The sequence below is a fragment of the Hydrogenophaga sedimenti genome (assembly GCF_051857515.1).
Taxonomy (GTDB): domain Bacteria; phylum Pseudomonadota; class Gammaproteobacteria; order Burkholderiales; family Burkholderiaceae_C; genus Hydrogenophaga.
Window position 1 is genome coordinate 21,626 of sequence record NZ_JBPZHA010000007.1, and the last position, 17,631, is coordinate 39,256.

Annotated in this window: 17 protein-coding genes; 13 read left to right on the forward strand and 4 right to left on the reverse strand. The window is 68.2% G+C overall.

Annotated elements, in window-relative coordinates:
- The first annotated feature begins 60 nt into the window (after positions 1 to 60).
- The 13 genes from ACS5NL_RS12880 (at position 61) to ACS5NL_RS12940 (ending at position 12,776) form a co-directional block, all read left to right on the forward strand.
- Positions 61 to 1,263 (forward strand): ROK family protein, encoded by a 1,203-nt coding sequence (locus ACS5NL_RS12880; RefSeq protein WP_439354229.1) that lies wholly within the window; start codon positions 61 to 63, stop codon positions 1,261 to 1,263.
- Positions 1,260 to 2,765, forward strand: coding sequence for a sugar ABC transporter ATP-binding protein (locus ACS5NL_RS12885; RefSeq protein ID WP_439354230.1), 1,506 nt, complete (start codon positions 1,260 to 1,262; stop codon positions 2,763 to 2,765). Before ACS5NL_RS12880 ends, ACS5NL_RS12885 begins: the two co-directional genes overlap by 4 nt.
- A complete protein-coding gene (locus ACS5NL_RS12890; RefSeq protein WP_439354231.1) occupies positions 2,746 to 3,747 on the forward strand; it encodes an ABC transporter permease in 1,002 nt (333 codons plus the stop codon). Before ACS5NL_RS12885 ends, ACS5NL_RS12890 begins: the two co-directional genes overlap by 20 nt.
- Positions 3,748 to 3,846: 99 nt before the next feature.
- Complete coding sequence (locus ACS5NL_RS12895) at positions 3,847 to 4,767, forward strand: substrate-binding domain-containing protein (protein WP_439354444.1); 921 nt, start codon at positions 3,847 to 3,849, stop codon at positions 4,765 to 4,767.
- Between the two features lie 120 nt (positions 4,768 to 4,887).
- Positions 4,888 to 5,901: a sugar phosphate isomerase/epimerase family protein gene (locus ACS5NL_RS12900; protein WP_439354232.1), complete on the forward strand. Its 1,014-nt coding sequence runs from the start codon at positions 4,888 to 4,890 to the stop codon at positions 5,899 to 5,901.
- On the forward strand, positions 5,898 to 7,109 hold the full coding sequence (locus tag ACS5NL_RS12905) for a Gfo/Idh/MocA family protein (protein WP_439354233.1): 1,212 nt from the start codon (positions 5,898 to 5,900) through the stop codon (positions 7,107 to 7,109). Before ACS5NL_RS12900 ends, ACS5NL_RS12905 begins: the two co-directional genes overlap by 4 nt.
- 156 nt (positions 7,110 to 7,265) lie before the next feature.
- On the forward strand, positions 7,266 to 7,616 hold the full coding sequence (locus tag ACS5NL_RS12910) for an ArsR/SmtB family transcription factor (RefSeq protein ID WP_439354234.1): 351 nt from the start codon (positions 7,266 to 7,268) through the stop codon (positions 7,614 to 7,616).
- Positions 7,613 to 8,902 carry a hypothetical protein gene (locus tag ACS5NL_RS12915; protein ID WP_439354235.1) on the forward strand — a complete coding sequence of 430 codons (1,290 nt, stop codon included), beginning with the start codon at positions 7,613 to 7,615 and terminating at the stop codon, positions 8,900 to 8,902. Before ACS5NL_RS12910 ends, ACS5NL_RS12915 begins: the two co-directional genes overlap by 4 nt.
- A gap of 8 nt (positions 8,903 to 8,910) precedes the next feature.
- A complete protein-coding gene (locus ACS5NL_RS12920) occupies positions 8,911 to 9,423 on the forward strand; it encodes an arsenate reductase ArsC (RefSeq protein WP_439354236.1) in 513 nt (170 codons plus the stop codon).
- Positions 9,424 to 9,433: 10 nt separating this feature from the next.
- The gene (arsB, locus tag ACS5NL_RS12925; protein ID WP_439354237.1) at positions 9,434 to 10,465 is read left to right on the forward strand and encodes an ACR3 family arsenite efflux transporter; all 1,032 of its coding nucleotides are present in this window, start codon (positions 9,434 to 9,436) and stop codon (positions 10,463 to 10,465) included.
- A gap of 61 nt (positions 10,466 to 10,526) precedes the next feature.
- Positions 10,527 to 10,976 carry a hypothetical protein gene (locus ACS5NL_RS12930; RefSeq protein ID WP_439354238.1) on the forward strand — a complete coding sequence of 150 codons (450 nt, stop codon included), beginning with the start codon at positions 10,527 to 10,529 and terminating at the stop codon, positions 10,974 to 10,976.
- Positions 10,976 to 11,551 carry a DOMON-like domain-containing protein gene (locus ACS5NL_RS12935; RefSeq protein ID WP_439354239.1) on the forward strand — a complete coding sequence of 192 codons (576 nt, stop codon included), beginning with the start codon at positions 10,976 to 10,978 and terminating at the stop codon, positions 11,549 to 11,551. Before ACS5NL_RS12930 ends, ACS5NL_RS12935 begins: the two co-directional genes overlap by 1 nt.
- A 22-nt stretch (positions 11,552 to 11,573) precedes the next feature.
- Positions 11,574 to 12,776, forward strand: coding sequence for an exo-beta-N-acetylmuramidase NamZ family protein (locus ACS5NL_RS12940; protein ID WP_439354240.1), 1,203 nt, complete (start codon positions 11,574 to 11,576; stop codon positions 12,774 to 12,776).
- A gap of 107 nt (positions 12,777 to 12,883) precedes the next feature.
- Here ACS5NL_RS12940 and ACS5NL_RS12945 read toward each other — a convergent pair whose 3' ends face one another.
- The 4 genes from ACS5NL_RS12945 to ACS5NL_RS12960 all read right to left on the reverse strand — a co-directional run bounded on the left by ACS5NL_RS12945 (position 12,884) and on the right by ACS5NL_RS12960 (position 17,626).
- A complete protein-coding gene (locus ACS5NL_RS12945) occupies positions 12,884 to 13,372 on the reverse strand; it encodes a GNAT family N-acetyltransferase (protein ID WP_439354241.1) in 489 nt (162 codons plus the stop codon).
- Entirely contained in the window at positions 13,372 to 14,706 is a 1,335-nt protein-coding gene (glmM, locus tag ACS5NL_RS12950; RefSeq protein WP_439354242.1) for a phosphoglucosamine mutase, read from the reverse strand. Before glmM ends, ACS5NL_RS12945 begins: the two co-directional genes overlap by 1 nt.
- Before the next feature lie 122 nt (positions 14,707 to 14,828).
- Positions 14,829 to 16,727: a type IV secretory system conjugative DNA transfer family protein gene (locus ACS5NL_RS12955; RefSeq protein ID WP_439354243.1), complete on the reverse strand. Its 1,899-nt coding sequence runs from the start codon at positions 16,725 to 16,727 to the stop codon at positions 14,829 to 14,831.
- The gene (locus tag ACS5NL_RS12960; RefSeq protein ID WP_439354244.1) at positions 16,724 to 17,626 is read right to left on the reverse strand and encodes a hypothetical protein; all 903 of its coding nucleotides are present in this window, start codon (positions 17,624 to 17,626) and stop codon (positions 16,724 to 16,726) included. Before ACS5NL_RS12960 ends, ACS5NL_RS12955 begins: the two co-directional genes overlap by 4 nt.
- Positions 17,627 to 17,631 lie beyond the last annotated feature (5 nt).

Genomic DNA, 17,631 nt, shown 5'->3' on the forward strand with positions numbered 1-17,631 from the left:
ACGATCCGCACGCACCCCCTTGGGCCAGGCGGTGACACACAACAATGCAGGAGACAGACTTTGGCACCCTGGGACAACCTGTCGCTGAACGAGACGACCTTGCTGCAGACCATCTTCTGGTCTGAAGACAGCTCGCGCCTGGCGCTGGCCGAGCGCCTGGCGTTCTCCAAAAGCAAGACCAACAACCTGATCACCGGCCTGCTGGACGCGGGCCTGCTGGAAGAGAGCGGCCTGCGTGGCTCCACCGGCGGGCGCCGGCCCGAGACCATCAAGCTCAGCCCCGGCCTGGGCGTGCTGGTGGGCGTGGACCTGGGCGCCACCAGCCTGGACGTGGCCGTGCTGCGCCCGGACCTGACCGTGCTGGCCCGCCACACCGAAACCGCCGACGTGCGCACCGGCCCCGGCGTGGTGCTGGCCCGCCTGCGCGTGCTGATGCGCCAGCTGCTTACCCAGTGCGGCGTGACGCCCAAGCAGGTCATCGCCATCGGCCTGGGCGTGCCCGGCCCGGTGGACTTTGAAAGCGCCCAGCTGGTCAACCCGCCGCTGATGCCCGAGTGGGACAGCTTCTCGATCCGCGACTACCTGCGCGAGGAGTACAGCGCGCCGGTGTTCGTGGACAACGACGTGAACCTGATGGCGCTGGGCGAACTGTGGCGCCTGCAGGGCGGGCTGCAGAACTTCCTGGTCATCAAGGTCGGCACCGGCATCGGCTGCGGCATCGTCTGCCACGGCGAGGTCTACCGCGGCGCCAACGGCTCGGCCGGCGATGTGGGCCATATCTGCGTGGACGTGGACGGCCCGCGCTGCCACTGCGGCAAGCTGGGCTGTGTGGAGGTGATGGCGGCCGCCCCGGCCATCGTGCGCTCCGCCACCGAAGCCGCCACCTCGGGCGAAAGCCCCTTGCTGGCCGCCTCGCTGGAAGCCAACGGCGTGATCACCCCCGAGCTGGTGGGCCAGGCCAGCCGCAACGGCGACGCGGCGGCCAACCGCATCATCCAGGAATCGGGCAACCGCATCGGGCAGATGCTGGCCTCGGTGGTGAACTTCTTCAACCCCTCGCACGTGTTCATTGGCGGCGGGCTCACGCGCACGGGGCCGCAGTTGCTGGCCTCGGTGCGGCAAAGCGTGTACCAGCGCTCGCTGGCCCTGTCCACGCGGCACCTGGAGATCCAGTACACGCCGCTGGCCGAACGCGCGGGCGTGGTGGGCGCCGGCGTGCTGGCCATGCAGGAGACTTTGAAGCACCGGAGGGTCAGCGCATGAACCCGCACGCCATGCAGGTCGAATTCCGCGGCACCACCAAGTCCTTCGGCCCGGTGCAGGTGCTGCACGGCGTGGACTTCGCCGTGCCCACGGGCCAGGTGCTGGGCCTGCTGGGCGAAAACGGCGCGGGCAAGTCCACGCTGATGAAGATCCTGGCCGGGTTTGAACAGGCCAGCGGCGGCGCCGTGCTGCTCAACGGCCAGCCCCGGGCGTTCGCCAGTTCCCGCGACGCCGAGGCCCAGGGCATCGTGCTGATCCACCAGGAGTTCAGCCTGGCCGAAGACCTGACGATCGCGCAGAACCTGTTCCTGGGCCACGAAAAGAAACGCGGCTGGGGCGGCCTGTGGCTGGATGAAGAGACCATGCGCGCCGAGGCCCAGCAGGCCATCGCGCAGGTGGGCCTCACGGCCGACGTGAACACGCGGGTCAAAGACCTGATCGTGGCCGAGAAGCAGCTGGTGGAAATTGCGCGGGCGCTCTTGCGCAAGGCGCGCCTGCTCATCATGGACGAGCCCACGGCCACGCTCACGCCCACCGAGACCGAGCGCCTGTTCGGCCTGATGCGCCAGCTCAAAAGCGAGGGCGTGACCCTGGTCTACATCTCGCACAAGCTGGACGAGGTGGAGCGCATGACCGACCAGGTGGTGGTGATGCGCGACGGCCGCTGCGTGGCCCAGCAGCCCACGGCCAGCCTCACGCGCCAGCAGATGGCCAACCTGATGGTGGGCCGCGAACTGGCCGACCTCTACCCGCCCAAGGCCACGCCGCCCGCCGCCGCCACACCGGCGCTGCGCGTGCAAGGCCTGAGCGTGCCGGGCTGGGCGACGGACGTGAGCTTTGAAGTGTGCCCCGGCGAGATCCTGGGCTTTGCCGGCCTGGTGGGCGCGGGCCGCACCGAACTCTTCGAAGGCATCATGGGCCTGCGCGCCTGCAGCGCCGGCACCGTCGAGCTGCAAGGCCGCGTGCAAACCATCCGCCACCCGCGCGACGCCGTGCGCCTGGGCCTGACCTACCTGAGCGAAGACCGCAAGGGCAAGGGCCTGCACGTCAACTTCGGCCTGCGCGAGAACCTCACGCTCATGGCGCTGGAGCGTTACGCCACGCCCCTGCTGCAACCCGCGCAGGAACACCAGGCGCTGGCCCGCGCGGTGGACGAATTCGGCATCCGCACCGGCAGCCTGCACATCAAGGCGTCCAGCCTGTCGGGCGGCAACCAGCAGAAGGTGGCGCTGGCCAAGGTGCTGCACCCGGGCCCCAAGGTCGTGGTGCTGGACGAACCCACGCGCGGCGTGGACGTGGGCGCCAAACGCGACATCTATCTGCTGATCCAGAAGCTGGCCAGCCAGGGCCTGGCCGTGGTCATCGTGTCCAGCGAACTCATGGAACTCATTGGCCTGTGCCACCGCGTGGCGGTGATGCGCGCGGGCCGGCTGCAGACCGTTCTGGAATCCCGACAACTCACCGAAGAGGAGCTCATCGCCCATGCCACAGGAACCCACTGAAACGGCCACGACCGGCCAAGCCGGCCAGTGGCTTGCCAAGCTGCAGGGCATGGGCCCGGTGATCGGCCTGGTGGTGCTGTGCGTGGTGGGCACGCTGCTCAACAGCAACTTCGCCACGCTGGACAACATCACCAACGTGCTCACGCGCACGGCCTTCATCGGCATCATTGCCGTGGGCATGTGTTTCGTCATCGTCTCGGGCGGCATCGACCTGTCGGTGGGCTCCATGGCCGCGCTGATCGCGGGCAGCGTGATCCTGGCCATGAACCAGCTCGGTCCCGTGCTGGGTTCGCCCGTGGGCACCGTGGTGATGGGCATGGCGCTGGCGCTGGTGCTGGGCGCCGCGTTTGGCCTGGCGCACGGCCTCTTGATCACCAAGGGGCGCATCGAGCCCTTCATCGTGACGCTCGGCACGCTGGGCATCTTCCGCGCCTACCTCACCTACTTCTCCAACGGCGGCGCCATCACGCTGGACAACGAGCTGACCGACGTCTACAGCCCGGTGTACTACGGCAGCGTGGCCGGCATTCCCATCCCCGTGTGGGTGTTCCTGGCCGTGGCGCTGCTGGGCAGCGTGATCCTGAACCGCACCACCTTCGGCCGCTATGTGCAGGCCATCGGCTCCAACGAACAGGTGGCGCGTTACGCCGCCGTGGACGTGGACCGGGTGAAGGTGCTGACCTATGTGCTGCTGGGCGTGTGCGTGGGCATCGCCACCCTGCTCTATGTGCCGCGCCTGGGCTCGGCCTCGCCCACCACCGGCCTGCTGTGGGAGCTGGAAGCCATTGCCGCCGTGATCGTGGGCGGCACCGCGCTCAAGGGCGGCGCGGGCACCATCACCGGCACGGTGGTGGGCGCCGTGCTGCTCTCGGTCATCAGCAACATCCTGAACCTCACCAGCATCATCAGCGTGTACCTCAACGCGGCCGTCCAAGGCTTCGTGATCATCGCGGTCGCTTTCATGCAGCGATCAAAAAGATAAATTTTTCCACCACAGCACAACGCTGTTTTTTCCACCTGCACCCAGGAGACAACTGAAATGACAACCATCACACGCAGACTCGCACTGACCGCCGTGGCCATGGCCGCTCTCGGCGCCACCCCCAGCTTCGCGCAGAACAAGGTGGTGCTCGGGGTGTCCATCCCGGCCGCCACGCACAGCTTCATGGCGGGCGTGGTGTTCTGGGCCAACCAGGCCAAGGCCGAGCTGGAGAAAGCCAACCCCGGCCTGGAAGTGATCGTGAAGACCGCCAGCGGTTCGCCCGAACAGGCCAACCAGCTGCAGGACCTGCTGACCGTGAACAAGATCAACGCCCTGGTGGTGCTGCCCTTCGAATCGGCCGCCCTGACCAAGCCCGTGGCCCAGCTCAAGGGCAAAGGCGTGTACGTGACCGTGGTGGATCGCGGCCTGACCGACACCAGCGCGCAAGACGCCTACGTGGCCCCCAACAACACCACGTTTGGCGAAGTGCCGGCCGCCTACATCGGCAAGGCGCTGGGCGGCAAGGGCAATGTGGTGGTGCTGCGCGGCATCGCCTCCAACGTGGACAACGAACGCAACGACGCCTTCAACGCCGGCCTGAAAGCCTTCCCCGGCATCAAGGTGCTGGACGCCAAGTACGGCAACTGGAACCGCGACGATGCGTTCAAGGTCATGCAGGACTACCTGACCCGCTTCCCGCAGATCGACGCCGTCTGGGCCGCCGACGACGACATGTCGGTGGGCGTGCTCAAGGCCATCGACCAGGCCAAGCGCACCGACATCAAGCTGGTGTTCGGCGGTGCCGGCGCCAAGGGTTCCATCAAGACCCTGATGGACGGCAGCGACCCGCGCATCCAGGCCAACGTGTCCTACTCGCCCAAGTTCATCTACGACGCGGTGAAGATGACGGCCGAAGCCCGCCTGAAAGGCGCCAAGCTGCCCGCCAACACCATCATCCCGTCGGTGCTGATCACCAAGGACACGGCGCGGAATTTCTACTTCCCCAACTCCCCGTTCTGAGGCCCCGGGTGGATGACCCCACCCGCCCCCGGCCTGTGGCCCCCGTTGAACCAGCGCCAGCCGCGCTGACCTCAACGGCGTTCCGCCACAGGCCACCCCTCTCATCTCCGGAGCCTCTCCATGGCAAGACCTGTCACCTTGTTCACCGGCCAGTGGGCCGACCTGCCCCTGGCCGAGCTGGCCCCCATGGCCAAATGCATGGGCTACGACGGCCTGGAGCTCGCCTGCTGGGGCGACCATTTCAACGTGCAGGAGGCCCTGGCCTCCGCCACCTACGTGCAAGACAAACACGCCCTGCTCGCCAGCCACGGCCTGCGGTGCCTGGCCATCGGCAACCACCTGGTGGGCCAGGCGGTGTGCGACCTGATCGATGAGCGCCACCAATCCATCCTGCCCTCGCACGTGTGGGGCGACGGTGACCCGGAGGGCGTGCGTCGGCGCGCCGCCGCCGAGCTGCAGGACACCGCCCGGGCGGCCCAAAAATTCGGCGTGAAGACCGTCACCGGCTTCACCGGCTCGTCCATCTGGCATTCCATCTACGCCTTCCCGCCCACCAGCCAGGCCTACTGGGACAAAGGCTTTGCCGACTTCGGCGCGCGCTTCACGCCCATCCTCGACGTCTTCGACTCGGTGGACGTCAATTTCGCGCTGGAGGTGCACCCCACCGAGATCGCGTTCGACATCGCCACCAGCGAGCGCGCGCTGGCCGCGGTGAACCAGCACCGCCGTTTCGGCTTCAACTTCGACCCCAGCCACCTGGCCTACCAGGGGGTGGACTACATCCGCTTCATCCGCAGCTTCGGCCCGCGCATCTTCAACGCCCACATGAAAGACGCCTGGTGGGGCAAGGGCGACGGCACCGTGGGCACCTTCGGCGGCCACACCAGCTTTGGTGACGCCCGCCGCAGCTGGGACTTCCGCAGCGTGGGCCGCGGCATGATCGATTTCGAATCCATCATCGTCGCCCTCAACGACGTGGGCTACCAGGGCCCGCTGAGCGTCGAGTGGGAAGACAGCCGCATGGACCGCGAGCACGGCGCCACCGAGAGCGCGGCCTTCTGCAAGCGCCTGGATTTCAAACCGGCGGCCGGCGCGTTCGACGCCGTGTTCGCCAAAGACCAGCAAGCCCCATGAGCTTTGCCCACACACCACGCCGCCTGCGCTACGCCATGGTGGGCGGCGGCCGCGACGCCTTCATCGGCGCCGTGCACCGCCAGGCCGCCGCGCTGGACGGCCAGATCGAACTGGTGGCCGGCGCGCTCTCCAGCAGCCCCGACAAGGCGCGGGCTTCGGGCCGCGACCTCTTCCTGGCCGACGACCGCAACCACGGCCGCTGGCAGGACCTGCTGGCCGACGAGCTGCGCCGCCCGCCCGAAGAGCGCATCGACTTCGTCTCCATCGTCACGCCCAACCACCTGCACCACCCCGTGGCCCTGGCCTTCGTGGAGGCGGGTTTCCATGTGGTGTGCGACAAGCCGCTGGTGCACACCAGCGCGCAGGCCCAGGAACTGGTGGCCGCCGTCAACCGGCAGGGCACGGTGTTCGGCGTGACCTACAACTACACCGGCTACCCGCTGGTGCGCCAGATGCGCCACATGGTGCAAAGCGGCGCCATCGGCACGGTGCGCAAGGTGGTGGTCGAGTACCACCAGGGCTGGCTGGCCACGGCCGTGGAAGCCAGTGGCAGCAAGCAGGCGGCCTGGCGCGTGGACCCGGCGCTCAGCGGCGCCGCAGGCGCCATGGGCGACATCGGCTCGCACGCCGAAAACCTGCTCACCACCGTGACCGGGCTGGAAATCGAAGCGCTCTGCGCCGACCTCAGCGCCATGGGCGCGGGCCGCACGCTCGACGACGACGCCAACCTGCTGCTGCGCCTCGCGGGCGGCGCGCGCGGTGTGCTGATCGCCTCGCAGATCTGCTCCGGCAGCGAGAACGACCTGCGCCTGCGCGTGAGCGGCACCACCGGCAGCCTGGTCTGGTGCCAGGAGAACCCCAACCAGCTGCTGCACCTGCCGCTGGACGGCCCGCCGCGCACCCTGACCCGCGCCTCGGCTGGCCTGTGCGAAGCCGCCGTGCGCGCCTCGCGCCTGCCCGCCGGCCACCCCGAGGGCTTCATCGAGGCCTTTGCCAACGTCTACCTGGGCGTGGCCGCCGACATCCGCGCGCGCCTGCAGGGCGTGGCCGCCGACCCGTTGGCGGCGGACTACCCGCGCATCGAAGCCGGTGCCCGCGGGGTGCGGTTCATCGAGCGGGTGCTGGCCTCGGCCGCGAGCGACCACAAATGGACCGCCATGCGGGAGGGCATCGACTGCGGGTCGCGTGCCACCGTGCCCGCGACCTGATCGGAGGCACCGCCACGCCTGCGCCCGGTCGGGTGGCGCGCCAAGCCACCCCCCCCTGAGGCCGAGCACACGCCCTGCGTCCGCTGTGCCAGCCGCGCAGCGGTCTTTCCGGCCAACATTTTTTTATCGATTCCATATTTCGACTATCATTGAAATATGGAAACCATTACCCCCCTCGAACAGCAGACCCTGCGTGCGCTCACGGCCCTGTCGCAGGCGGTGCGCCTGCGGGCGTTTCGGGAATTGGTGGTCGCCGGGCCGGCCGGCATGACGCCGGGGGCGATCGCCGAGCGGCTGGACGTGGCGCCGAGTTCGCTGTCGTTCCACCTCAAGGAGCTGGTGCACGCCGATCTGGTCAGCGCGGAGCCGCAGGGCCGCCGCCTGATCTACCGCGCGCACTTCGACCGCATGAGCGCCCTGCTCGGCTACCTGACCGAACACTGCTGCGGCGGCCAGGCCTGCGAGGTCACGCCCACCGGCTGCGTCGACTGCGGAGACCAGGCATGAACCTCGCGGAGACCCTCAACCTCGGTTGCGCCTGCCAGACGCTGGAAACACCGCGCCTGCGAGAGCAGCTGGAGACCTCGCCCGCGCTGGCCGGCCTGACCGAGCGCCTGGCGCAGACCCACCCGCACCTGTTCTCGAGATCGGCGGTGTTCCTCGACCCCGGTGTGCAGACGCAGATCACCCGGGCGGTCGCTGCCATCGAGCGCGTCGTCGCCCTGCCCGCCTGGCGGCAGCAGGCGCTGGCGCGCGCGCCGGAGATTGCCCGTCTCGACCACGGTCCGGCCGGCGTGTTCATGGGCATCGACTTTCACCTCGGCGATGACGGTCCACGCCTGATCGAGATCAACAGCAACGCCGGCGGCGCTTTCCTCAATGCCGCCCTGGCCCGTGCCCATCGCGCCTGCTGTGCGTCGTTCCCGCTGCTGTTCGATCCGCAGGACCAGCTCAAGACGCTCGACGAGGTGTTCGTGGCGATGTTCCGCGCCGAGTGGACCGCGCAACGGGGCCTGGCGCCCTGGCGCAATGTGCTGATCGTCGACGACGCACCGCAGGCGCAGTACCTGGCGCCCGAATTCGAACTGGCCCGCGCCCTGTTCGCGGCCCACGGGCTGCAGGCCGTCGTGGCCGATCCGGGCGAGTTGCAATGGCGCGACGGCGCGCTCTGGCATCCCGCGTGGCCGGAACAGCCGGTCGACATGGTCTACAACCGCCTGACCGATTTCTACCTGCAGGACGAAGCGCACACCGCACTGCGCCTGGCCCACGAAGCCGGCGCGGTGGTGCTCACGCCGCACCCGCGCACCCACGCGCTCCATGCCCACAAGCACAACCTGATCGCGCTGTCCGACGACGCGCAGCTCGCGGCCTGGGGCGTGACGGAGGCGGACCGGGACGTCCTGCGCCGCGTGGTCCCGACCACCCGGCGCGTCACACCAGAGATTGCCGACACCCTCTGGGCCCAACGCCGCACGCTGTTCTTCAAGCCCGCCGCCGGCTTCGGTGCCCGTGCCACCTACCGCGGCGACAAGCTCACGCGCCGGGTCTGGGAAGAAATCCTGGCCGGCGACTACGTGGCGCAGACCACCGTGCCACCCAGCGAGCGCCTGGTGCGCGTCGGCGAACAGACCGCGCGCCTCAAGCTCGACCTGCGCGCCTACAGCTACCGCGGCCAGGTACAGCTGCTGGCCGCCCGCACCTGGACCGGCCAGACCACCAATTTCCGCACCGAGGGCGGCGGCTTCTCGCCCGTCGTCGTGCTGCCCGAACCCGACCAACCTCTTCACTGAACACACCCATGCCAGACACCCTCAACGTGCTGTTCCTCTGCACGCACAACTCCGCCCGTTCCATCCTGTCCGAGGCCCTGCTCAACCACCTGGGCCACAAGGACGGCGTGCAGCGCTTCCGCGGTTTCTCCGCCGGCAGCAGCCCGCGCGAGAACCAGCAACCCAACCCGCTGGCGCTGCGCGCCCTGCAGGACGCCGGCATCGACACACAAGGCCTGTCGAGCAAGAGCTGGGACGTGTTCGCCCAGCCCGACGCGCCGCACATGGATCTGGTGATCACCGTCTGCGACAACGCGGCGGGTGAAGCCTGCCCGTTCTGGCCCGGCCATCCGGCCACCGCGCACTGGGGCTACCCCGATCCTTCCAACGCCACCGGCACAGAAGCCGAACGGCTCGACGCGTTCCGGCTCACGCTGCTGGCGATCCGCCGGCGCATCGAGTTGCTGGTGAACCTGCCGCTGGAAGGTGTCGACCGGCTGCGGCTGCAGCAGACGGCCCGGGACCTGGTGCAACAAGGCTGAGAACACACCCATGGGACTCTTTGAACGCTATCTCACCGTCTGGGTCGGTCTGGGCATCCTCGCGGGTGTGGGCCTGGGTCTGCTCACGCCGACCACCTTCGCCGCCATCGCCGCGCTCGAGCTCGCCCACGTCAACCTCGTGGTCGCCGTGCTGATCTGGGTGATGATCTATCCGATGATGATCCAGATCGACTTCGCCGCCGTGCGCGACGTCGGCAAGCGGCCCAGGGGCCTGCTGCTCACCCTGGCCATCAACTGGCTGGTCAAGCCCTTCACCATGGCGGCGCTGGGCGTGCTGTTCTTCCGCCACGTCTTCGCCGGCTGGGTCGATCCGCAGTCGGCCAGCGACTACATCGCCGGCATGATCCTGCTGGGCGTGGCGCCCTGCACCGCGATGGTGTTCGTCTGGAGCCAGCTGATGAAGGGCGACCCGAACTACACCCTGGTGCAGGTCTCGCTCAACGACCTCATCATGGTCGTCGCCTTCGCGCCCATCGCGGCCTTCCTGCTGGGCGTGACCGACCTGACCGTGCCCTGGCAGACCCTGCTGCTGTCGACCACGCTGTACGTCGTGCTGCCGCTGGTGGCGGGTGTCCTGACGCGGCAGGCGCTGCTGGCCCGGGGCGGCGCGGCATCGGTGGCCGCCTTCGTCGGCCGGCTCAAGCCCTGGTCGGTGGTCGGCCTGATCGCCACCGTCGTGCTGCTGTTCGGCTTCCAGGCGGAAACCATCCTCGCGCAACCGATGGTGATCGTGCTGATCGCGATCCCGCTGCTGGTCCAGACCTACGGCGTCTTCGCTCTTACCTACCTCGGTGCGCGCTGGCTGCGCTTGCCGCACAACATCGCCGGCCCGGCCTGCCTGATCGGCGCCTCGAACTTCTTCGAGCTCGCCGTGGCGGTCGCGATCTCGCTGTTCGGCCTGCACTCGGGCGCCGCGCTGGCGACCGTGGTCGGCGTGCTGGTCGAGGTGCCGGTGATGCTGTCGCTGGTGGCCTTCGTGAACCGTTCGCAGCACCGCTTCGGCCCCGCGGCCACGCCCTAAGACCTCCAACCCCGCTCACTACAATCGGCGGCACCGTCTCACGGCGATCAAGGAGTCCGTCATGTCCGCTCACAAGCCTGTTCTGCTTGCCGCCGCGCTGGTGCTGGCCGCGAGCTTCGCCGGCTGCGCCAGCACCTCGCTGGAAGAAAAAGCGCCGGCCGTGCCGAAGGCCGCGTCGGGCAACGAGGTGCGCACCGTGCGCTCGGCCGACGGCAAGACCGAAGGCGAGATCAGCGGCACGCCCGCGCCCGACAGCCGCTTCGCCAGGCTGAAGGTCGGCATGGAGCTGCAGCAGGTGGTGAAGCTGATCGGCCCCTACGACGGCATGTACGGCAGCGAAACCGCCAAGCGCTGGATTCCGTTCTACCTCGGCAACGATGCGCGCCGCGGCATCGCGCTCTACCGCGGCGAGGGCTGTCTGACCTTCACCAGTGGCAACTTCTGGTCGGCGGGCGGCAACGAGCTGATCCGCATCGATGTCGACCCTGCCGGCAAGTGCTACCAGCCCTGATGCCGGATTCCCCTGTTCCTGCCGAGCCCGCCAGCCTCCTGGCATTGCAGGCTCATCCGGCCGCTCCGGGACCCGGTGGTCTTTCCATCCGCGCCGGTGTACAGATCGTCGACGGTGCGGCCGAACCAGGCTGGTGGCTGCACTACCTGGTCGAAGGACTGGTTGGCACGCTGGCCGTTCCGGTGCCCCAGACACCCGGCCCCGCCGATGGTCTATGGCGCCACACCTGCTTCGAAGCCTTCGTGCAGGACGGTGACGGCCCGGGCTACCGCGAATTCAATTTCTCGCCGTCGGGCCAGTGGGCGGTCTACCGTTTCGCCGCCGAGCGCGAGCGTGTCGCCGACGACACCCCGCCGGCCATCGGGCCGTCGATAGAGGTCCAGACCACGACAGACGCTTTGCAGCTGCGCGCCTGGATACCCCGCGCGCTGTTGCCTGCGGCGCCCGGCCGTGTCGGCCTCACCGCCGTCCTCGAAACCACCGGCGGCCCACTGAGCTACTGGGCGCTGCGACACCCGCACGCCGACCGCCCCGACTTCCACCACCCGGCCGGCCGCTCGTTGGCGCCGGCCTGATCCTCTTTTCCACAGTGTCCGCATGAAATTCGGCCTCGAACGTTTCCTTGAAGACCCCGCGCTGCGCGCGCCGCTGGCGGGCCGCCGCGTTGCCCTGCTGGCCCACCCGGCCTCGGTCACCCGCGACCTGACCCATTCGCTGGACGCCATCGCCGCCCTGCCCGACGTGAAGCTCAGCGCCGCCTTCGGCCCGCAGCACGGCCTGCGCGGAGACAAGCAGGACAACATGGTCGAGTCGCCCGACTTCCACGACCCGCGCCTGGGCATTCCGGTGTTCAGCCTGTACGGCGAAGTCCGCCGTCCGACCGACGCGATGATGGACACGTTTGACGTGCTGCTGGTCGACCTGCAGGACCTGGGCTGCCGCATCTACACCTTCATCACCACGCTGCGCTACGTGCTCGAAGCCGCGGCCAAGCACGGCAAGGCCGTCTGGGTGCTGGACCGCCCCAACCCGGCCGGCCGGCCGGTCGAAGGCACCCTGTTGCGCGAAGGCTGGGAGAGCTTCGTGGGCGCCGGCCCCATGCCCATGCGCCACGGCATGACCATGGGCGAACTCGGCCACTGGTTCATCGCCCGGCTCAAGCTGGACGTCGAGTACCGCGTCATCACCATGCAGGGCTGGCAGCCCGACGCGGCGCCGGGTTTCGGCTGGCCGCTGGAGAGAACCTGGGTCAACCCCAGCCCCAACGCCGCCAACCTCTGGATGGCGCGGGCCTACGCCGGCACCGTGATGCTCGAAGGCACCACGCTCAGCGAAGGCCGTGGCACCACGCGCCCGCTCGAACTCTTCGGCGCCCCCGACATCGACACCACCCGCCTGCTGGCCGACATGCGCCGCATCGCGCCGCAATGGCTCGCCGGCTGCCGGCTGCGCGAATGCTGGTTCGAGCCCACCTTCCACAAGCATGCGGGCAAGCTCTGCGCCGGCGTGCAGATCCACGTCGAAGACCCGCAGCACTACGACCACGCAGCCTTCCAGCCCTGGCGCCTGCAGGCCCTGGCCTTCAAGGCGCTGCGCGAACAGGCCTTCGACTACCCGCTCTGGCGCGACTTCCCCTACGAATACGAGAGCGACCGCCTGGCCATCGACCTGATCAACGGCGGGCCGGCATTGCGCGAGTGGGTCGACGACATGAACGCAACCGCGGCCGACCTGGAAGCGGTCGCCGCACCCGACGAAGCGGCCTGGACCGAAACCAGAAAGCCGTTCCTGCTCTACTGAGCAACAAGAGAAGTGCCTTCAGGCCAGGATGCATTGGAACCGGCTCCGCCGGGCCGCAAGCATCGCCCCCTTGAGGGGGTGACGCCGCAGTCGGCGCGGGGGTGGACCTAAATCCACTTCTGGAAGAACTGGGCCGTGCCCATCGCCGGGTCCAGTTGGTAACCCTCGTAACCGATGCGCCGGTAGAGCTTGACCGCCGGCGCATTGCCCGAGAGCACTTCCAGCGTCATCTTCACCGCGCCGCGCTCCACGGCGATGCGCTCGGCCTCGGCCAGCATCGCCTCGGCAATGCCACGCCCGCGGTGGCTGGCCAGCACGGCCACGTCGTGCACATTGACCAGCGGCTTGCACTTGAAGGTCGAAAAACCCTCGATGCAGTTCACCAGCCCGACCGCCTGTTCGCCGTCGAAGGCCAGGATGCTGAAGGCCTGCGGACGGGCCGCCAGTTCGGGCACCAGATGGGCCTTGGCGTAGTCGCTCAGGGGCTCGCCGCCGCCGGCCGGATCGCTGGCATAGGCGTCCAGCAAGCGCACCAGCGCGTCCGCGTCGGAGGGGCGTCTGTAATCGGCCAGACGGACCGAGAAAGCGGCTGCCATCAGCCGGCCTTCACCGCGGCGACCAGCCGCTCGGCGCAGGCCCTGGCCTGATCGGGGTCGCGTGCCTCGACCATCACGCGCAACAGCGGTTCGGTGCCGCTGGCCCGGATCAGCACGCGGCCGGTCTCGCCCAGCTCGGCCTCGACCGCCGTCGTTTCGTCGGCCAGCTGCTGGTTGGCTTTCCAGTCCTGTCCCGGCTGCAGCCGCACATTGATCAGCGTCTGCGGAAACAGGGTCACCTCGGCCAGCAGCTGCGCCATGGTCTTTCCGCTGCCGGCACAAGCCTGCAGCACCTGCAGCGCGGACACCAGGCCGTCGCCGGTGGTGTGCTTGTCCAGCACCAGCAGGTGGCCGGACCCCTCACCGCCGAGAATCCAGCCGTGGCGTTCCAGCTCTTCGAGCACGTAGCGGTCACCGACCTTGGCGCGCACGAACTTGACGCCCTTCTTCCTGAAGGCGACCTCGACCGCCATGTTGGTCATCAGCGTACCGACCACGCCGGGCACCTCGTCGTCGCGGGCGATCCGGTCGGCCGCGATCAGGTACAGCAGTTCGTCGCCATTGAACAGCCGGCCAGCCGCGTCGACCAGCTGCAGCCGGTCCGCGTCCCCGTCCAGCGCCACACCGTAGTCGGCCCCGGTCACCTGCACGGCCGCGACCAGCGCCTGCGGGTGGGTCGCACCGACCTCGTCGTTGATGTTCAGGCCGTCGGGCGAACAGCCGATGCGCACCACTTCGGCACCCAGCTCGTGGAACACGGCGGGCGCGATCTGGTAGGCCGCCCCATTGGCCGCGTCGACCACGATCTTCAGGCCCTTGAGCGTCAGGTCGTTCGGAAAGGTGCTCTTGCAGAACTCGATGTAGCGCCCGGCCGCATCGTCCATGCGCCGCGCCTTGCCCAGATTGCGCGAATCGGCCCAGACCGGGTCCAGCGCCAACTCCGCCTCAACCGCCTGCTCCCACTCGTCCGAGAGCTTGTTGCCCTGGGCGCTGAAGAACTTGATGCCGTTGTCGCCGAACGGGTTGTGGCTGGCGGAGATCACCACGCCCAGACTGGCGCGCTGCGCCCGGGTCAGGTAGGCCACCGCCGGTGTCGGCACCGGGCCGAGCAGCACGACATCCACGCCCGCGGAGTTGAAGCCAGACTCCAGCGCGCTTTCCAGCATGTAGCCGGAAATCCGCGTGTCCTTGCCGATCAGCACCGTCGGATGCTCCTCGGTGCGCTTGAGCACACGGCCCACGGCGTGCGCCAGCTTGAGAACGAAATCGGGCGTGATCGGCGCCTGGCCAACCGTACCGCGGATGCCGTCGGTACCGAAATATTTGCGGGTCATAGGAATCGGAAGATCGGCTGGCGCGAAGGAGTGCCCAGCCCTGGGACGGCGATTTTAGGCGCCCGACCTTACGCGACCGACACCGGTCAGCCTCGCGGGAAAGCACGGCTCACCGCCGCAACTCAGCGCTCCAGTTGCGCCAGCACGGCGTCGATCTCGCTGGTGACGCCGCCCAGGCCGGTGTATTCCATGGGGGTATCCGGCGTGCGTTCGCGGTGGACCTCGAACTGCCGTTCCAGCGACTGCTGCACGCTGGGCACATCGGCAGGCAGGTCCTGGGGCCGCAGGGGCACCACCGCGGATGCCACGCGGGTGGTTGTCGCAGCGGGGCGGTCCGACGGCAGCACCAGCGGCGGAACGTCGACCTTGGGCAACAGCCGCTCCTTGAAGATGGCGTCCTGGAAGTAGCGGATCTTCTCGGACATCACCGGATGCGCCATGCCCTCGACCAGCAGGATCTGTTTGTCGTCGCCCATGGCTTTGAGTTCCTGCGGCAGCATCAGCGCCCGGCGCTCCTCGCTCTCGCTGCGCGTGACGCTGCTCTCGCGCGAGCGGCTGCGGCTCACGCTGTCCTTGCGCACGCCGGTGTAGCCCAGCATCTCGCTGTACTCGTTGGCGTCCTGCTGCTCGCGCGGCGCAAAGATGATGCGCAACGCGTGGTTGGTCATGATGGTGCGGGCGTTTTCCTTGCCGTAGGTCGACTCCAGCTGCGCCATGCTCTGGATGATGGGCATCAGGCGCAGGTTGTAGCCGGCCATGAAGCTCACCGCGTGTGCAATGATGTCGATGCGGCCGATGCTGGTGAACTCGTCCATCAACAACAGGCACTGGTGCTTGAGGTCCGGGTTGGCCTGCGGCAGTTCGCGCGTGTTCTGGTTGATCAGCTGGCTGAAGAAAAGGTTGAGGATCAGGCGGCTCTCGGCCAGCTTGTTGGGCTGGATCGCGACGTAGATGCTCATCTTGCGTTTGCGCACATCGCGCAGATCGAAGTCGTCTGCGCTGGTCGCCGCGTCCACCACCGGGTTGAGCCAGGGGTTGAGCGGTTCCTTGAACGTGCCCATGATGCTGGCGAAGGTCTCGTTGGCCTGTCCGAGCAGGGTCGAGAACGCGGTGCGCGCGCTGGGGCTCAGGTGCGGCCAGGCGGCCAGCTCTCCCAGGTAGGCCTTGAATTCCTGCCCCGGCCGGCCCGAGGCCAGTCGGTACAGCCCGCCCATGGTCGGCACTTCGAACGGCACGTCGTACTGCTCGGCCATGTAGGCGGACTGCTCGAAGGCGTACAAACTGAACGCGACAAAGGCGTTCTGCGCCTGGTTGGCCCAGAACGGGTCCTTGTGCAGGTCCGACACCGGGTAGAGCATGGCCGCGATGCTCTGCACGTCGCTGACCCGGAAGTTGGGGTCCTGCGACACGTAGGACAGCGGGTTCCAGCGGTGTGTGCGCCGGTCTTCGGCAAACGGATTGAACAGATAGACCGACTGTCCGTAGCGCGCACGGAAGCCGCTGGTGAGGTCGAAGTTTTCCTGTTTGATGTCGAGCACCACCACCGAGCCCTGGTAGCTCAGCAGGTTGGGAATCACGATGCCCACGCCCTTGCCCGAACGGGTTGGCGCTGCCAGCAGTGCGAACTGCTGCCCATTGAAATAGACGAACTGCCCGTCTTTCTTGCCCACCACCAGCGCGGTGTCTTCGGGCTTGAGCATCTTGCGGCTGCGCAGGTCACCCAGCGTCGCGAAGCGGGCCTCGCCATACAGGCTGGGCTTCTTGCGCATCAGCAGCACCAGCGCCAGGCCGCCAAGCAGCAGCACCGGCACCGCAAAACCGATCATTCCGCTGCTTTTGATCACGCGGCCGTACCTGGGCGCATCGGCATACGCCGACCAGTAGCGCCAGTAATCCGTCCAGCCAAGCTGCTGCAGCGGCAGGTCCAGCCACCAGGCCATCAGGTAGGTGCTGAGGTAGGTCCCGGTCGCGAGTGCCACCACCAGCAGCACCAGAGCCAGCAGCCAGGCGGCACGCCTCATTGCCGTGCCTTGCCCTTGCCGTCGGACAGGCGGGCGATCTGGTCCTTGTAGCGGCGCAGCTGGTCGCGCGACCATTCGTAGCGGCACAGCTCGGTGGCGGCGGGCAAATCCTTGACCGGCACCGACTGCTCGCGCGACTGCGAGGCGCAACGCGCGTCCCGGTAGGTGCGCCAGCTGCTGTGGTCCAGGTCCTGACTGCGCGCGTAGGCCTGGGCGTAGTCCTTCCCATGCACCGCCTGCAGGGTCTGCATGCGGCCATTGCGGTAGTCACGCACCAGGGTCAGCAGGGATTTGTCCTGTTCGATGCGGGCGCGGCGACAGGCGATCAGCTCCGGGCTGCCGGCCTCGCATGCAGCGTCCACGCGTTCGGCCACCTGGGTCTTGCGCACGCTCTCCGGTTTGCCGCGCACCCAGCGGCCCGACGCAGCGACATAGCAGTGGCTCTCCATCTTGGTGGTGCCCGATGCGGCGACCACCTTCAACGACACGCAGTTCGGCGCCGTCGACTGGATCTCCCCCGCGTTGGACACCACGTCGACCTGGGCAAAGCGGCCGGTCTTGGCGTCGAACTGGTAGAGGCTGTCCACCGACACCTTGCCATCCATCACGTACATGCGCGTGACCTTGAAGTCCATCAAGCCGTCGCCGTTGAAGTCCTTGAAGGACAGCCACTCGCGGCGGTCCAGGCGATCCCGGGGCATTTCAAACGCATGCGGCAGGGCCTGCAGCTCCTTGCCGTCCTGGCTGACCACGATGTAGCCGGACCCGACCTCCCCGTCGGCGGCATCGGCCTTGTCGTCGAACTCGAACGCGAAGCTCAGCGGTGAACCTTCGGGCCCCACTTTCTGCGACAGCGTCTCCAGGCCCTGTGCCTGCGGGCGCAGGAAGTCCAGGGGCATGTTCG

Bases quoted from the DNA above. Each gene is read 5' to 3' on its own strand.
- ACS5NL_RS12895 (WP_439354444.1), top strand. From the start codon at position 3,847: ATGGCCGCTCTCGGCGCCACCCCCAGCTTCGCGCAGAACAAGGTGGTG.
- ACS5NL_RS12915 (WP_439354235.1), top strand. From the start codon at position 7,613: ATGAACCTCGCGGAGACCCTCAACCTCGGTTGCGCCTGCCAGACGCTG.
- ACS5NL_RS12930 (WP_439354238.1), top strand. From the start codon at position 10,527: ATGTCCGCTCACAAGCCTGTTCTGCTTGCCGCCGCGCTGGTGCTGGCC.
- ACS5NL_RS12945 (WP_439354241.1), bottom strand. From the start codon at position 13,372: ATGGCAGCCGCTTTCTCGGTCCGTCTGGCCGATTACAGACGCCCCTCC.
- ACS5NL_RS12920 (WP_439354236.1), top strand. From the start codon at position 8,911: ATGCCAGACACCCTCAACGTGCTGTTCCTCTGCACGCACAACTCCGCC.
- ACS5NL_RS12910 (WP_439354234.1), top strand. From the start codon at position 7,266: ATGGAAACCATTACCCCCCTCGAACAGCAGACCCTGCGTGCGCTCACG.
- ACS5NL_RS12935 (WP_439354239.1), top strand. From the start codon at position 10,976: ATGCCGGATTCCCCTGTTCCTGCCGAGCCCGCCAGCCTCCTGGCATTG.
- ACS5NL_RS12960 (WP_439354244.1), bottom strand. From the start codon at position 17,626: ATGCCCCTGGACTTCCTGCGCCCGCAGGCACAGGGCCTGGAGACGCTG.
- arsB (WP_439354237.1), top strand. From the start codon at position 9,434: ATGGGACTCTTTGAACGCTATCTCACCGTCTGGGTCGGTCTGGGCATC.
- ACS5NL_RS12885 (WP_439354230.1), top strand. From the start codon at position 1,260: ATGAACCCGCACGCCATGCAGGTCGAATTCCGCGGCACCACCAAGTCC.
- ACS5NL_RS12900 (WP_439354232.1), top strand. From the start codon at position 4,888: ATGGCAAGACCTGTCACCTTGTTCACCGGCCAGTGGGCCGACCTGCCC.
- glmM (WP_439354242.1), bottom strand. From the start codon at position 14,706: ATGACCCGCAAATATTTCGGTACCGACGGCATCCGCGGTACGGTTGGC.
- ACS5NL_RS12905 (WP_439354233.1), top strand. From the start codon at position 5,898: ATGAGCTTTGCCCACACACCACGCCGCCTGCGCTACGCCATGGTGGGC.
- ACS5NL_RS12955 (WP_439354243.1), bottom strand. From the start codon at position 16,727: ATGAGGCGTGCCGCCTGGCTGCTGGCTCTGGTGCTGCTGGTGGTGGCA.
- ACS5NL_RS12940 (WP_439354240.1), top strand. From the start codon at position 11,574: ATGAAATTCGGCCTCGAACGTTTCCTTGAAGACCCCGCGCTGCGCGCG.
- ACS5NL_RS12890 (WP_439354231.1), top strand. From the start codon at position 2,746: ATGCCACAGGAACCCACTGAAACGGCCACGACCGGCCAAGCCGGCCAG.